Raw genomic sequence first — 14,598 nt, 5'->3', positions numbered from 1 at the left:
CCCATGCTTACCAACCCCCTGATGAAGCAGGCGGGTTGGATAGGGTCTACCTTCTCGGGCATGGATCACCAGGGTGAGTTTCGTCGGGCAGCACTTGAGTTGGGCATCCCGGGCGACGAGATCAGCGGATTCAGCCAGCATCTTCGTTTATCGATCGGATTGTCCGCGGGGGGTGGTTCTCCGGTCGGGCAGTTCGGTGGGTTGCCCCGGCTGCCGGTGGGCATGAAGTGGCCGTCCGCCGAGGAAACTCCGTTGCCGTTGCTCCTTTCCGTCGATTGTGGGGCGCTGCCGAGAGTCGACGGATTCGATCTGCCGGTGGACGGGACGCTGCTCTTCTTCGCGAGCCAGGAGATGGACCACGAGGACAGTTCTGGGAGGTACGCGCGAGTCGTGTACGTACCGGACGGCATTGAAACCGCTGTCGCGGACGCCCCCAGCTCCAAGTGTGTCCGCAGGCAACTCGACGTCAGTGCCGAACTCAGGGCCGAACTGCCCCTTTGGCTCCAAGAGGGCGACGAGGACTGGCACGAGTTCTGGGAGGATCTCGAGTGGGAGGATATGTCACCCTTCCAGCAGCAGTTGTTCCGCTACATGGAGCGTGACCTCCCGCACCTGGCCGGACTTCGGGATCTGGCACACCGCCTCTGGCCGTCTGCCGCCGGCATCACCATCGGCGGTTACGCCGATGACGAGGTGATCAACAGCATTGCGGAGCAGAACCTCGCGGGACGCGAGAAGGCAGGCGAGATCCCGGCCATCCCGATCGCGAAATGGCCTTCCCACCTGGAGACGGAGAAGCACCGGCTGACGAGCGAATGGATATCGCTCGTCAGTGAGGCCCGCATCTACGATGAGTACTACACGAGTTTCGTGATCCGTCACGACGACTTGGCCGCGGCCCGAGTGGACAAGGCGTTAGCAGTAACCCATTTCGAGGCCCCGTGACGAGGCTCGGTGCATCTCCACCACCGCCCAACTCTGCCGGGGATTTTGTGGATCGGGCCCCTTTCCGGATCTGACCGTGACCGGCCGGAAGACGGCCGACGTCCAACGCGCAGCCGACGCACTACCCGGACTCCCGCCACCCGACAACGCAGAAGAGGTACTCGGCCGGCGATCGACTCGGTTCAAACCCCGCACCCACCGCAGCCCGGAACGTGCTGCCCGTCGCGCGGCTCTGCCTGGTGCGGGGATACGCACCCTGGGCTGGACACCGGGCGCGGTCGCTGCCTGGCGCCGATGCCTCTTCCTTTGTGCCGACGGCCGGTTCGTACACTGCGAGGGTGGAAGACCATACGGCCACGAAAATCTGTGCACGTCCGGCGCCCGCCTTACGGCGGTACGTCGGCTCGTACGTCGGTTTCGATCTTCGTGGGTTCCCGGCGGGGGTGCATTGCGGTCCGCCGGGCCGCGTGCTCACTGCGGTGGTCAGTCTGTCCGGCCCTTTGGAGGTGGCGGCGGGCGTCGACGACGGGTCTCCGGTCACCCGGTTCGACAGCGTGGCCGGGGGTCTGATGCGCCGGTCCGTCGCGATCCACCACGACGGACGCCAGAAGGGCGTGCAGGTGTCGCTGACACCGCTCGGTGCCCGGGCCGTCTACGGCATGCCCGCCGCTGAACTCGCCCACCGGCTGGTCCCGTTCGACGTACTTCTCGGAGCGCTCGGCGCCGAGCTGGTCGACCGGCTTCGCGCGGCGACGACTTGGACCGCACGGTTCGCCGCGCTGGACGAGTTGCTCCTGCGAGCCGTCGGCCGCGGCGCCGACCCCCTCTCCCAGTTCCGTCCCGAGGTCGCCGAGGCCTGGCGCCGGCTCTTGGCCGCGCGGGGCCGCGTCCAGGTCGGGAGGCTCGCCGCAGACCTGGGCTGGAGCCGCCGGTACCTCACCGAGCGGTTCCACGGTGAGTTGGGCCTGTCGCCGAAGACCTTCGCCCGGGTGTTGCGCTTCGAGCACGCGCACGAACTCGCCACCAGGCACGACCCGCTTCCGTGGGCCGATGTGGCGACCGTCTCCGGCTACGCCGACCAGGCCCATCTCGTCCGGGACTGGAGCGAGTTCACGGGCCGAACGCCGACAGCATGGCGTCACGGCGAAGTCCTGCTCGGTACTGGGTAGGCGCCGGCCAGCAGCCCTTCGCGCCGGCTTTCGTTCCCATTCCTTCAAGACCACCCCACGGCTGTCCTGTGACGATCGTCGGCATGAGACTCGTCGATCACGAACCCAATGCCATCGATCTGCGGACCACCCCCGTGCACCTCGGGCTGGGATCGAGAGCGCAACCCGTCGAGGGCTTCGCCTGGGATCCGGAGGTGCTCCAGGCCTACAGCGCCGCGGTCGCGGCGGACGGCGCCGAGGGCCGGCTGGTGACGATCTTCGACGGCGACGGCCTCGGCGACCACTGGGAGCGCCACCCCGCCGGCGACGAACTGGTCGTCTGCCTCAGCGGGTCGGTGACGGTCACCCGCGATGGGGACGCAGGGCCCGAACGGGTGGTGCTCGGGCCGGGCGAGGCCACCGTCAACCCGGCCGGGTCCTGGCACGCGGTCGACATGGCGGGGCCGGCGTCCATCCTGACCATCACCGCCGGCCTCGGCACCGACCACCGTCCCCGGACCGAAGCCCTCCCGACCGAGCACGCCGGCACGTCCGGCCCGCGAACACCGTGACGACCCGCACCGTGACGACCCGTGTCGCGTGCCTCGGCGACAGCCTCACCCGAGCGCAACTCAGCGTGGACTACCTGGACCTTCTCCAACGACGCCGCCCTCCCGGCGACCTACGGCTCGCCCGCTTCGGCGTCAACGGCGACTTCGCCCACAACCTCTCACAGCGCCTCGATGCCGTCGTCGCGGACCGACCCGACGTGATCACCGTGCTGATCGGGACCAACGACGCCCGAGCGAGCCTCGCCGGTTACCCCGTCGAGCGGGCCATGAAGCGCAAACAGCTCCCCCAGCGCCCGTCGGCCGACTGGTTCCAGCAGTGCCTGGGAGCCGTCGTCGAACGGCTGCGGACGCAGACCGACGCGACGATCGCCCTGCTGTCCCTCCCCGTCCTCGGCCAACAACTCGACGGAGCCGCGGCGCGGGCATCACAGGCGTACAGCCGCATGATCGCCGAGGTAGCCACCACCAACAAGGCGGCCTACCTCCCGCTCCACGAACGCCAGACCGAGGAACTACGCAAGGCGGACCCGGCGCAGATCCCCTACCGGGACCCGACGCCCGCGGCGAGCGTCGGCGTCCTCGTCCGGCGCGCCTTGCTGCGCGGCAGCCTCGACACGATTTCGCGGCGCCGGGGTCTCGTGCTCACGGCCGACCACATCCATCAGAACAGCCGCGGCGCCGCCCTTGTCGCCGAGGTCATCGACACCTGGCTCCTCACCCGGAGCGCGTAGCCGGTTCCGGCGGCGGCTCCCGTCTTTCGTGCGTGGTCGGCTGTGCTCGGGTGTACCGCCGATCGGTGCGCCGGCCAGGAGGGCCCCGACCGGGTGGCACCGCGGTGCCACCCGGGGCCGATCCGGCGGCGTGGAAGCGCGGGCCCGTGGACAAGGGGCCGCAGTCGGACCGCCGTTCCCGTGGTTCAGGCGTCCGGCAGTGCGACGGATTGCTCCGCTGCGGCAGAGGCGGCCGGTTCGGAGGCACGGCAGCCGGACGCCGACGCGCATCCTTCACCCGACGCGGGGTTGCAGGCGCTGGTCCCGTGCCCGAGCGGAACGCCATTGGTGCGCAGCACCTCGCGAACGTCGAGGATCAACGGGAACACCTCGTGATTGCGGTCCTCACCCTGTTCGTCCCACGCCCGCTGTTCGGCCTCGACGGCCATGCGGTCCTCGGCGAACACCCTCTCCGTGAAGCGTCTGATCAACGGCCAGGCGAGGTGAAGCGCGCCCGGAATCCCCGGTTTCTCGATCATGAGCAGGCCGTAGGCGTGGCAAGTGCGCTGCTCGGCGTCCTTCGGCACGTAGGCGACCCAGAGGCGGAAGGCCGGGCGTGCGGCGTTCTCCGGGACCAAGTCGAGGGTCTGGTAAGGGTATTCGGTGCGGATGGTCATGACGTCGCTGGAGTTGCTCCCGCCGAGTCCTTCGCCCGCCAGCAGGCCTGCGCCCCGGTTTCGCTTCCCCCCGGCGTGGGTGAACAGATACTGGGCTTCCACCGACCGCGCCGTGGTCCGGTACTCCAGCAGCTCGGGTCGAAGCTTGCCGACCACGCCCCGGTGGAGAAACTGGTGGTTCATGTCGAGGAGGTTCTCGTGCATGAAGGAGTAGTGGCAGCGCACGGTCCGGGAGAAGGTCATGGTCTTGTACTGGCGTGAGCCGAACGCCGGCAGCACGGGCAGCGCCGTAGCAGCGGCCTTGGCCGGGTCGCCGGGGAAGACGAACACCAGGCCGTACGCCTCACGGACGGGATAGCCGCGCACCCCGCGCGGCGGGCGGGCGTCGCCTTTGGACAGGTACGGGATCTGCGAGATGCGGCCGTCACCGCGGTAGGCCCAGGCGTGATAGCAGCAGCGCAGTGTCTCGCCGTCCACCACCCCCATGCTCAGCGGCACCTGGCGGTGAGCGCACCGGTCCTCCAGCGCGTGGACGGTACCGCTCCGGCCCCGGTAGAGCGCGATGCGTTCACCTGCGAAGACGGTTCCCATCACGCGACCGGCGCGCAGTCGCCCGGACAGCGCGACCGGATACCAGAAGTCCGGGTTCGCCCCGATGCGGCGAAGATCGATCACACCGGAACTACGGACTGCCTCGCCCGGCCTGGAGGGACCACCGCGCCCCAGCTCGGCGGCAAGGGGCACAGACCCGTCGGGCTCGGTCTCAGCCATGCTCACTCCCCCACAAGGACAGAAAGAAGCGCTGAAGGTCACACATCGCGGGTACGGCTTTACGTCGATACGACGGGCTTGCCCCGGCTTCTGCATCCTTAAAGCTGCCGGACTTCCGCGCGCCCCCGGCGCGTCCGGACGAGTGAGCGGCCGGCGCGTCCACTCCGGCCTGGCCCTGTACTCAGCATGGGGGGGCAGGCAGGCGCGCCCCGAGCAAGGACCGTCCCGAATCAGCGCCCGGTCCCGGGGCGCGGGGCGGCCGCGGGTTCGTCCACCGTGGCGTCCCGTCCCTCGCCACCCCTCGAATGCGTCCGATATGCCGGGCGCGGTCTCTCGCGGGGGCACCGGGCGCGATAGGCTGCCTCGTCTTTTGTCGCACGACAACTATTCCTGACCGGTCGTGCGGCGGAGCACGGGGATGGCCCTCCGCCGGGGGGCCACAGGCCTCCACCCGTCGTCGGCGGGAGGAGCCGAGTCAGGCTGATGAGGGTGGTCATGGCTGAGACGACGGTGACGGCGGGCAAGACACGGCCGGTTCAGCGCACGGGGCCGCACGAGGGGGGCGCCGTCGGGGAGCCCGAGCTCCGGCAGTTGCTGGCGGGGCTCACGGCCGTACGGGACGGCGACTTCGGCACGCGGCTCCCCGACGACGCCGACGGCCTGCTCGGCGAGATCGCCGGCGTGTTCAACGGAATGGTCGACCAGCTCTCCCTGTTCACCTCCGAGGTGACCCGGGTCGCCCGCGAGGTGGGCACCGAGGGAACGCTCGGCGGACAGGCCGAGGTCCCCGGTGTCTCGGGCACGTGGGCGGACCTCACCGACTCGGTGAACGCCATGGCCGGCAACCTCACCACCCAGGTACGGGACATCGCCCAGGTGGCGACGGCGGTGGCGCGCGGCGATCTCTCGCAGAAGATCGACGTGGACGCCCGGGGAGAGATCCTGGAGCTGAAGGAGACCATCAACACGATGGTCGACCAGCTCTCCGCGTTCGCCGACGAGGTCACGCGCGTGGCCCGCGAGGTGGGCACCGAGGGGATCCTCGGCGGGCAGGCGGACGTCAAGGGCGTCTCCGGCACCTGGCGGGATCTGACCGACTCCGTCAACTTCATGGCCGGCAACCTCACCGCCCAGGTGCGCTCGATCGCGCAGGTCGCGACGGCGGTGGCGCGCGGCGACCTGTCGCAGAAGATCGACGTGGACGCCCGGGGAGAGATCCTGGAGCTGAAGGAGACCATCAACACGATGGTCGACCAGCTCTCCTCCTTCGCCGACGAAGTGACACGGGTCGCCCGCGAGGTGGGCACCGAGGGCCGGCTCGGCGGCCAGGCGGACGTCAAGGGCGTCTCCGGCACATGGAAGGACCTCACCGAGTCCGTGAACGTGATGGGCGACAACCTCACCGCCCAGGTGCGCTCGATCGCCCAGGTCACCACGGCTGTCGCCCAGGGCGACCTCACCCAGAAGATCCGCGTGGACGCGCGGGGGGAGATCCTGGAGCTGAAGGAGACCATCAACACGATGGTCGATCAGCTGTCCTCCTTCGCCGACGAGGTCACGCGCGTGGCCCGCGAGGTGGGCACCGAAGGCAATCTCGGCGGCCAGGCGACGGTCCGGGGCGCCTCCGGCACCTGGAAGGACCTCACCGACAACGTCAACGTCATGGCCTCCAACCTGACCGGTCAGGTGCGTTCCATCGCGCAGGTCGCCACCGCCGTGGCGCGCGGCGACCTGTCCCGGAAGATCACGGTGGAGGCCAAGGGCGAGGTCGCCGCGCTGGCCGAGGTGATCAACACCATGGTCGACACCCTCTCCGCCTTCGCCGACGAGGTCACCCGCGTCGCCCGCGAGGTGGGCACCGAGGGCCGGCTCGGCGGCCAGGCCCGCGTACCGAACGTCGCCGGTACGTGGAAGGACCTCACCGACCACGTCAACTCGATGGCGACCAACCTGACCAACCAGGTGCGCAACATCGCCCAGGTCACCACCGCCGTCGCCAACGGCGACCTGTCGAAGAAGATCGACGTGGACGCGCGGGGCGAGATCCTGGAACTGAAGACGACCATCAACACGATGGTCGACCAGCTGTCCTCGTTCGCCGCCGAGGTGACCCGTGTCGCGCGCGAGGTGGGCAGCGAGGGCCGGCTCGGCGGCCAGGCCGAGGTCGAGGGCGTCTCCGGCACCTGGAAGCGGCTCACGGAGAACGTGAACGAGCTGGCCGGGAATCTCACCCGCCAGGTCCGCGCCATCGCCGAGGTCACCAGCGCCGTCGCCGAGGGCGACCTCACCCGCTCCATCACCGTCGACGCCTCGGGCGAGGTCTCCGAACTCAAGGACAACATCAACGCGATGGTGGAGTCCCTGCGTGCCACCACCCGCGCCAACCAGGAACAGGACTGGCTCAAGACCAACCTCGCCCGGATCTCCGGGCTGATGCAGGGCCACCGCGACCTCGCGGTCGTGGCCGAGCTGGTCATGGACGAACTCACGCCGCTCGTCTCCGCCCAGTACGGCGCGTTCTACCTCGCCGAGGACACCCACCACGGCACCGAACTCAGGCTCGTCGGCTCCTACGGGCGCCCCGCCGGCATCCCCGCCGAAGGCCGCTTCGGGCTGGGCGAATCACTCGTCGGCCAGGCGGCACGCAGCCGTCGTACGATCGCCGCCGACGACGTACCGGGTGACTACGTCATCTCCTCCGGACTCGGCCGTACGACGCCGGGCAGTCTGATCGTCCTCCCCGTCGTGGTCGACGAACAGGTCCTCGGCGTCATCGAACTGGCCTCCTTCACGCCCTTCACCCCGGTCCACCGGGACTTCCTGGGGCAGCTCATGGAGATGATCGGCGTCAACGTCAACACCATCGTCGCCAACGCCCGCACCGACGAGCTGCTCGACGAGTCCCAGCGACTGGCGACGGAACTGCAGTCCCGCTCCGAGGAACTCCAGGTCCAGCAGGACGAACTGCAGCGCTCCAACGCCGAACTGGAGGAGAAGGCGGCCCTCCTGGCGGACCGCAACAGCGCCATCGAGGGCAAGAACCTCGAGATCGAGCAGGCCCGGCAGGAACTGGAGGACCGCGCACAGCAGTTGGCGCTCGCCTCCCGCTACAAGTCGGAATTCCTGGCCAATATGAGCCACGAGCTGCGCACCCCGCTCAACAGCCTGCTGATCCTCGCCCAGCTGCTGGCGCAGAACCCGACCCGCAACCTCACCACGAAGCAGGTCGAGTACGCCGGCATCATCCACTCCGCCGGTTCCGACCTGCTCCAGCTGATCAACGACATCCTCGACCTGTCCAAGGTCGAGGCGGGCAAGATGGACCTCAACCCGGAGCGCATCGCGCTGCGTCCGCTCCTCGACTACGTCGAGGCCACGTTCCGGCCGGTCACCACGCAAAAGAGCCTCGACTTCACCATCACAAGCGCGCCCGGTGTCCCCGCGGCCCTGGTGACCGACGACTCCCGGCTCCGCCAGGTGCTGCGCAACCTGATCTCCAACGCGGTCAAGTTCACCGAACGCGGCAGTGTCGAACTGCGTATCGAAGTCGCGTCCGACGCCGAGCTGCCGGGCTCCGTCCACCGTGGCGAGGCCGTGGTCGCCTTCCGTGTCAAGGACACCGGCATCGGTATCGCCGAGCAGCAGTTGGAGGGCATTTTCGGTGCCTTCCAGCAGGCGGACGGCACGACCAGCCGCAAGTACGGCGGCACCGGCCTCGGACTGTCCATCAGCCGTGAGATCGCCCATCTGCTCGGTGGCGCGGTCACCGCCGAGAGCGTCCTCGGCCAGGGCAGCACGTTCACGCTCTACCTCCCGGCCGCACGCGCCGACTTCCAGCGGCAGGCCGATGACTCGCTCCGTCCGCCGGCACTGCCCGAGGACACCGAGCAGTTGGTCCACGGCGAACGACCCGCCGCGACGTTCGGCGCAGGCCGGACCCGGCAGACCCGCCGGCTGCTGGTGATCGAGGAGCGCCCCCGCGGTCTGCTGTCCCTCGTGGCCGAGAGCGCGGTCGGCGAACTCTCCAACGGAGATCTCCCCGACCGCGACAACTTCGAGATCGTCGCCTCCGTCGGGCCGGAGGAGGCGGCCGCCGCCCTCGCGACCGACCCGTTCCACTGCGTGGTCCTCGAACTCGACATGGCCGACGGGCAAGCCCTGCGCTTCCTCGACGCCATGGACGGGGACGCCGCGCTGCGGACCGTGCCCGTACTGGCCCACAACAACCGGCGGCTCGACGCGGCGGACGAACGCATGCTGCAGTCCCGCGTCCACGACCGGCCGCTGGAGCTGCTGTCGAGCCTGGACGAACTGCGTGAACGCATCGCCCTGTACCTGTCGGCCGAGCAGCCCGGCCACGTCGTACCGCTGGTGCGGGCGGAGGAGGGCCACCAGCAGTTGCCGAGCGCGGCCGACGGGCTCCAGGGCCGCACGGTCCTCGTCGTCGACGACGACGCCCGCAACCTGTTCGCGCTCAGCGGCATCCTCGAACTGCACGGCATCCGCGTCCTGCACGCCGAGAACGGCCGCCAGAGCATCGAGAAGCTGGCCGAGCACCCCGAGATCGACCTGATCCTGATGGACGTGATGATGCCGGAGATGGACGGCTACACGGCCACGTCCAGGATCCGCCAGATGCCGCAGCACACCCAGCTGCCGATCATCACCGTCACCGCGAAGGCGATGCCCGGCGACCGGGAGAAGAGCCTCGCCGCGGGGGCCAGCGACTACGTCACCAAGCCCGTGAACGCCGACGACCTCGTGGCCTGCCTCCGCAGGTGGCTGAGTGCACCGTGACGCACGCCGCGCCGCGGCGGCACACCCGTACCGGAGCACGCACAGCCTCCCCCACCGCCCTCACTGCGAGGAGTCCGCAGCGCCATGACCCGAACCGAACCCACCGGGAACCCTCCCGGTGACGACGCGCTGCTGGCTCCCGGGCACGTGCCCGCCCCCTCCGCGGGGACGTCGCACGGCAGCGGACCCGGCACGGACCTGGCGCACACATCCACACCGGACGCGCCTTCACCGGCCGCGACCGCACCCGTCCCCCGCATGCCGTCGGCCCCGACCGGGTCCGGCGCACCGGACCGCCCCTCCGGCGTCGGCCGACTGGCCGCCACGGTGGAACGCCTGCGCGGGGAGATCCGAGACGCGCACGCGGCCGCCGAGGGACGGGCCCTGATCGAGCTCGCCAAGGGCGTCCTGGTCGAAAGGCTCCGCTTCGGACCGGCGCAGGCCGCCTCCCAACTGGCCGAACTCGCCGCCCAGGCGGGCCTGTCGCAGCTCGAACTGGCCGCGGACATCATCAACCAGGCAGCCAGCGACGACGTCGCGGACATCGCGTCCGAGTTCGTGCGACGTGCCAAGGCGGACCCGGACGCGGAGCGCTCCGGCCCGTCCGTGTCGGTGCGGCTGCGCACCGCCGAGAGCGCCGCGCTGGCCTCCGGCGACACCCAGGCCGTCGCCGAGTCACTGCTCGAGCACGCCCTCGCCCCGCTCGGGGCGACGGCCGTCGCCGTGTGGACCGCGGGTGCCGACGGCTCCCTGACCCTCAGCGGCCACGCCGGCTTCAGCCATGAGGAGGCGGCACGCTGGCGTTACGTCCCGCCCGGCGTGGCCACCGTCGCCCGCCAGGCACTCGGCGAGCGGCGTGCGGTGCGCATCCTGTCGCTCACCGAGGCGGGCATCCCCTCCATCGGCCACCACCGGGCGGAGGAGAACGGGCGGATCGCCCTGCCGGCCGGGACCGGCGGCCGCATCCACGGCGTTCTGGAGATCTGCTGGCCGCAGCTCCTCCCCGACCGGGTGCCGGCCGTGGAGCGCCAGCTCGAAGCCCTGGCCGAACTGTGCGCCCACACGCTGGACAGCGCCCCGGGCCCGCGGGCCGCGGGGGAAGGCGCCGAAGTGTCCGAACTCGTGGAGCTGGCCGAGGGACTGCACGATCCGGCGCTCGTCCTGGTGCCGCAGCTCGACGCCGACGGGCACCTCGCCGACTTCCGGGTGCGCCACGCCAACAGCCGCTTCCTCGACCCGGCGGGGCGGCCCCGCAGCGCCGTCAACGGCGCCCTGCTGCTCGAGGCGTACCCCATGGCCGCCGCGGACAGCGAACTCTTCGACAAGGTCGAACGGGTCTACGCGACGGGGGAACCGTTCCGGGCCCGGCGGATGACCCTGACCGCCCTCGTCGACCAGGTACCCCTCGACACCGTCGCCGACCTCAGCATCAGTCGGCACGGCCGAGCGGTGCTGCTCATCTGGCGCATCGAGGACGAGACGGCACGGCTGGCCAGTCTGCTGCAGCACGCCCAACGCCTGGGCCGCATAGGGGGTTTCGAAGAGAACCTGATCAGCGGCGAGGTCACCTGGAACGGCCAGCTCTACTCCCTGTACGGCCGCGCCATCACCGACAGCCCCGTCCACCTGGCGGACCTCTCCGACCACGCGCACCCCGACGACGCGGTCACCATCGGCCGCTTCCTCCAGGCGGTACTGCACCACCGGCGGGCCGCCTCGACGGCGTTCCGCCTCCAGCGGACCGACGGCGTCACCCGGCACATCCGCGTCATCGCCGAACCCGTCCTCGACGCCGAGAACCGGCTCATCGCCGTCCGCGGCGCCTACCAGGACATCTCCTCGCAGCACTGGACCGAGGTCGCGTTGGCCGCCACCCGCGACCAGCTCGAGCACACCGAGAAGGAGTCGGCCGAACGCAACCGACTCGCCCTGCAACTCCAGCACGCCATCATGCCGCCACGCAGGGCGCCCCTCGACGCCCCCGGCCTGGAAGTCGCCGTCCGCTACCGGCCGGCCGAATCGGAGTCCCTCGTCGGCGGCGACTGGTACGACACGGTCGTCCTGCCGTCCGGGCGCATCCTGCTGTGCGTGGGCGACGTCGCCGGCCACGGGATCGAGGCGGCCACGGGCATGGTCGTCCTGCGCAACGCCATGCGCGGCCTGGCCGTCACCGGCGCCGGCCCCGCCCAGCTGCTGTCCTGGCTCAACGCCGTGGCGCACCACCTGACCGAACACGTCACCGCGACCGCCGTCTGCGGCCTGTACGACCCCGAGACCCGGATGCTGCGCTGGGCCAGGGCGGGGCACCTGCCTCCGGTCCTCGTGCGCGGCACCGACTCCACCACCCTGCCCATGCCCGGCGGACTGCTCCTGGGCGCCCTCGGGGATGCCCAGTACCAGGAACTGGACGTCCAACTGGTGCCGGGTGACACGCTGCTGATGTACACCGACGGTCTCGTCGAACGCCGCGACACCTCCGTCCACGACTCCCTGACCCAGCTGCTCGGCACGGCCAGGACCGCCTCGGCGACCCTGGAACGGCGCCTGGACCATCTGCTCACCCACAGCAAGTCCGACACCGACGACGACACCTGTCTGATCGGCGTCAGGGTGCTCTGATCCGGCCCCGGGGGGCGCGTCAGCGGCAATTCGCCCCACACCGGAACGCCTCCCACGCCCGGGCCGTGCGGAAGGGCGCCCGCGTCCTGCCCTGCCCCTCTCACCGCGGCGGCCCCGTCTGTGCCCCTCCTGCGGCGGAGGTCCCGGCCCTTCGTCACCGCCCCGGCGGCGGCGCCGTGCTCTCACGGAGGACCAGGCGGGTGGGGACCAGGGTCGTGCCGTGGGTGGCGTTGCCCTGGCGCATCTGGCGCAGCACGGCCTGGACGCACAGGCGGCCGACCTCGGCGAAGTCCTGGTGGACGGTGGTGAGCGGCGGCAGGAAGGACGCCGACTCGGCGAGGTCGTCGAATCCCACGACGCTGACGTCGTCGGGGACGTGGCGGCCGCTTTTGTGCAGGGCGCGCAGGAGGCCGAGCGCCATCTGGTCGTTGGCGGCGAATACGGCCGTGCAGTCGGGTTGTCCGGCGAGTTCGAGTCCAGCGAGGTAGCCGGAGGCGGCCGACCAGTCGCCGCGGATCAGTTCGGGGGTGGGGCGCCCGGCCTCGGTGAGGGCGGCGCGCCAGGCGTCGGCGCGGCGCTGGGCGGCGAAGGAGTCGGCGGGTCCGGCGAGGTGCCAGACGGTCTCGTGGCCGAGGCTGAGCAGGTGCTCGACGGCCGTGCGGCTGCCGCCGGCCTGGTCGGTGTCGACGACCGTGTAGTGGTCGCCGGCGTCGGAGTCGACGACGAGGACCTGGACGTGGGGCGGCAGCATGATGGTCGCGGCGTCCAGGAGGTGGACCTCCATGATGACGATCACCGCGTCCACGGCCAGCTCTTCCAGGCGGCTGAACGCGCCGCTGACCTCGTCCTGGGTGGGCAGGGCGACGGGGATCAGGGTGACCGCGTAACCCTCCGCGGCGGCGGAGGTGGCGATGGCCTCCAGGGTGCGGACGTTGCCGGTGGTGGAGAGCGAGAAGGTGATCACGCCGATGGTGCGGAACTCCCCGCGTTTGAGGGCGCGGGCGGCGCTGTTGGGCCGGTAGCCGAGTTCCCTCATGGCGTCGAGCACCTGGCGGCGGGTCTCCTCGTTGACGCCCGCGTAGCCGTTGGAGACCCGGGAGACGGTCTGGGAGGAGACCCCCGCGCGCTGTGCCACGTCGGCCATGGAGACGGAGGTGCGGGGCCGCCCCCGCCGTCTCGGCGTGTCCTCTTCGGCCATCCCCACGGTGCCCCCACCTCTCCAGCAGTCTTCGCCCCGGGCTTCCCGGAAGACCCTTGACCGTCGTTAACAGGGCAGTGTAGACATGCCGCCATCAGATGTTTACGTAAACATAACAGCTCCGCGGAGATCTTCCAGCGGTTCATGTTTACGCAAACATCCGATGGCGGCGACGCGCCGGAATCCTCCGTCCGCGCCACCGCCGGTTCCAGAACCGCACGAGCGAGGAACGACATGACGACGCTGCAACACCAGGCGGCCGCAGAACCCAGGCCGGCACCCCCTCCGGCGCGAGGAAACCGCCGCTCCTGGACGGGGTGGGGTTTCATCGGACCCTTCGTGGCCGTGTTCGCCCTCGTCTTCCTCGCCCCGATCGTGTACTCGATCTACCTGAGCCTCTTCCGCGACCAGCTCATCGGCGGCACCACCTTCGTCGGCCTGGACAACTACACCCAGGCCCTCAAGGACGAGCGGTTCTGGGACTCGCTGGGGCGCGTCACCCTGTTCCTGCTGATCCAGGTCCCGATCATGCTCGGCCTCGCCCTGCTGGCGGCCCTGGCGCTGGACAGCGGACGCCTCTACGGCAAGAGCTTCTTCCGCATCACGATCTTCCTGCCGTACGCGGTGCCCGCCGTGGTCGCCACCTTGATGTGGGGCTTCATGTACGGCACCAAGTACGGCCTGGTCGGCGACCTCAACGAGGCCTTCGGCGTCACCCTGCCCGACCCGCTCTCCCCCGACCTGGTGCTGGCCTCCATCGGCAACATCGTGACCTGGGAGTTCGTCGGCTACAACATGCTGATCTTCTACTCGGCGCTCCGGGTCATCCCGCACTCGCTCTACGAGGCGGCGGAGATCGACGGCGCCGGACAGTGGCGGGTCATCAGCTCGATCAAGCTCCCCGCGATCCGGGGCGCCCTCGTCATCGCGACCATCTTCTCCATCATCGGCAGCTTCCAGCTCTTCAACGAGCCGAGCATCCTGCGCCCGCTGGCCCGCAACGCCATCACCACGGACTTCACGCCGAACTTCTACACCTACTCGCTGTCCTTCAACGGCCAGCAGCACAACTACTCCGCGACGGTGGCCATCATCATGGGCCTCATCACGATGGTGATCGCCTACATCGTGCAGCTTCGCGGCATGCGCAAGGGAGCCTGA

General features: G+C 70.1%; 9 protein-coding genes. 7 read left to right on the top strand and 2 right to left on the bottom strand.

The genetic code is table 11. The annotated features are described in order from the left end of the window. Nucleotides 1–60: 60 nt before the first annotated feature. The 4 genes from ABT296_RS29510 to ABT296_RS29495 all read left to right on the top strand — a co-directional run bounded on the left by ABT296_RS29510 (nucleotide 61) and on the right by ABT296_RS29495 (nucleotide 3,396). A complete protein-coding gene (locus ABT296_RS29510) occupies nucleotides 61–945 on the top strand; it encodes a DUF1963 domain-containing protein (protein WP_351931721.1) in 885 nt (294 codons plus the stop codon). Between the two features lie 338 nt (nucleotides 946–1,283). Then, nucleotides 1,284–2,114: an AraC family transcriptional regulator gene (locus tag ABT296_RS29505; protein ID WP_351931720.1), complete on the top strand. Its 831-nt coding sequence runs from the start codon at nucleotides 1,284–1,286 to the stop codon at nucleotides 2,112–2,114. An 83-nt stretch (nucleotides 2,115–2,197) separates the two neighbouring features. Continuing rightward, nucleotides 2,198–2,665: a cupin domain-containing protein gene (locus ABT296_RS29500; RefSeq protein ID WP_351931719.1), complete on the top strand. Its 468-nt coding sequence runs from the start codon at nucleotides 2,198–2,200 to the stop codon at nucleotides 2,663–2,665. Nucleotides 2,666–2,676: 11 nt separating this feature from the next. After that, nucleotides 2,677–3,396 (top strand): SGNH/GDSL hydrolase family protein, encoded by a 720-nt coding sequence (locus ABT296_RS29495; RefSeq protein ID WP_351931718.1) that lies wholly within the window; start codon nucleotides 2,677–2,679, stop codon nucleotides 3,394–3,396. A gap of 185 nt (nucleotides 3,397–3,581) precedes the next feature. Here the strand turns inward: ABT296_RS29495 and ABT296_RS29490 are convergent, their stop codons facing one another. After that, nucleotides 3,582–4,823, bottom strand: coding sequence for a Rieske 2Fe-2S domain-containing protein (locus ABT296_RS29490; protein ID WP_351931717.1), 1,242 nt, complete (start codon nucleotides 4,821–4,823; stop codon nucleotides 3,582–3,584). A 495-nt stretch (nucleotides 4,824–5,318) separates the two neighbouring features. On the opposite strand from ABT296_RS29490, the gene ABT296_RS29485 reads away from it, so the two are divergent. Both ABT296_RS29485 and ABT296_RS29480 read left to right on the top strand, forming a co-directional pair. After that, nucleotides 5,319–9,620 (top strand): HAMP domain-containing hybrid sensor histidine kinase/response regulator, encoded by a 4,302-nt coding sequence (locus ABT296_RS29485; protein ID WP_351931716.1) that lies wholly within the window; start codon nucleotides 5,319–5,321, stop codon nucleotides 9,618–9,620. 258 nt (nucleotides 9,621–9,878) lie between these two features. Next, nucleotides 9,879–12,239: a SpoIIE family protein phosphatase gene (locus ABT296_RS29480; protein ID WP_351931760.1), complete on the top strand. Its 2,361-nt coding sequence runs from the start codon at nucleotides 9,879–9,881 to the stop codon at nucleotides 12,237–12,239. Between the two features lie 154 nt (nucleotides 12,240–12,393). On the opposite strand, the gene ABT296_RS29475 is transcribed toward ABT296_RS29480, so the two are convergent. Next, nucleotides 12,394–13,383 carry a LacI family DNA-binding transcriptional regulator gene (locus ABT296_RS29475; RefSeq protein WP_502977351.1) on the bottom strand — a complete coding sequence of 330 codons (990 nt, stop codon included), beginning with the start codon at nucleotides 13,381–13,383 and terminating at the stop codon, nucleotides 12,394–12,396. A gap of 288 nt (nucleotides 13,384–13,671) precedes the next feature. Here ABT296_RS29475 and ABT296_RS29470 point away from each other — a divergent pair, with 288 nt between their 5' ends. Beyond that, nucleotides 13,672–14,598, top strand: a complete 927-nt coding sequence (locus ABT296_RS29470) for a carbohydrate ABC transporter permease (protein ID WP_351931715.1) — start codon at nucleotides 13,672–13,674, stop codon at nucleotides 14,596–14,598.

It is taken from the genome of Streptomyces sp. NPDC000983 (genome assembly GCF_040299205.1).
Taxonomy (GTDB): domain Bacteria; phylum Actinomycetota; class Actinomycetes; order Streptomycetales; family Streptomycetaceae; genus Streptomyces.
Note: the sequence above shows the minus strand (reverse complement) of the source record. Positions and strands in the feature narration are given on the sequence as shown.

Excerpts from the sequence above, each read along its gene's own strand:
- ABT296_RS29510 (WP_351931721.1), top strand. The coding sequence starts at position 61 with ATGGATCACCAGGGTGAGTTTCGTCGGGCAGCACTTGAGTTGGGCATC.
- ABT296_RS29500 (WP_351931719.1), top strand. The coding sequence starts at position 2,198 with ATGAGACTCGTCGATCACGAACCCAATGCCATCGATCTGCGGACCACC.
- ABT296_RS29490 (WP_351931717.1), bottom strand. The coding sequence starts at position 4,823 with ATGGCTGAGACCGAGCCCGACGGGTCTGTGCCCCTTGCCGCCGAGCTG.
- ABT296_RS29485 (WP_351931716.1), top strand. The coding sequence starts at position 5,319 with ATGGCTGAGACGACGGTGACGGCGGGCAAGACACGGCCGGTTCAGCGC.
- ABT296_RS29480 (WP_351931760.1), top strand. The coding sequence starts at position 9,879 with ATGCCGTCGGCCCCGACCGGGTCCGGCGCACCGGACCGCCCCTCCGGC.
- ABT296_RS29475 (WP_502977351.1), bottom strand. The coding sequence starts at position 13,383 with ATGGCCGACGTGGCACAGCGCGCGGGGGTCTCCTCCCAGACCGTCTCC.
- ABT296_RS29470 (WP_351931715.1), top strand. The coding sequence starts at position 13,672 with ATGACGACGCTGCAACACCAGGCGGCCGCAGAACCCAGGCCGGCACCC.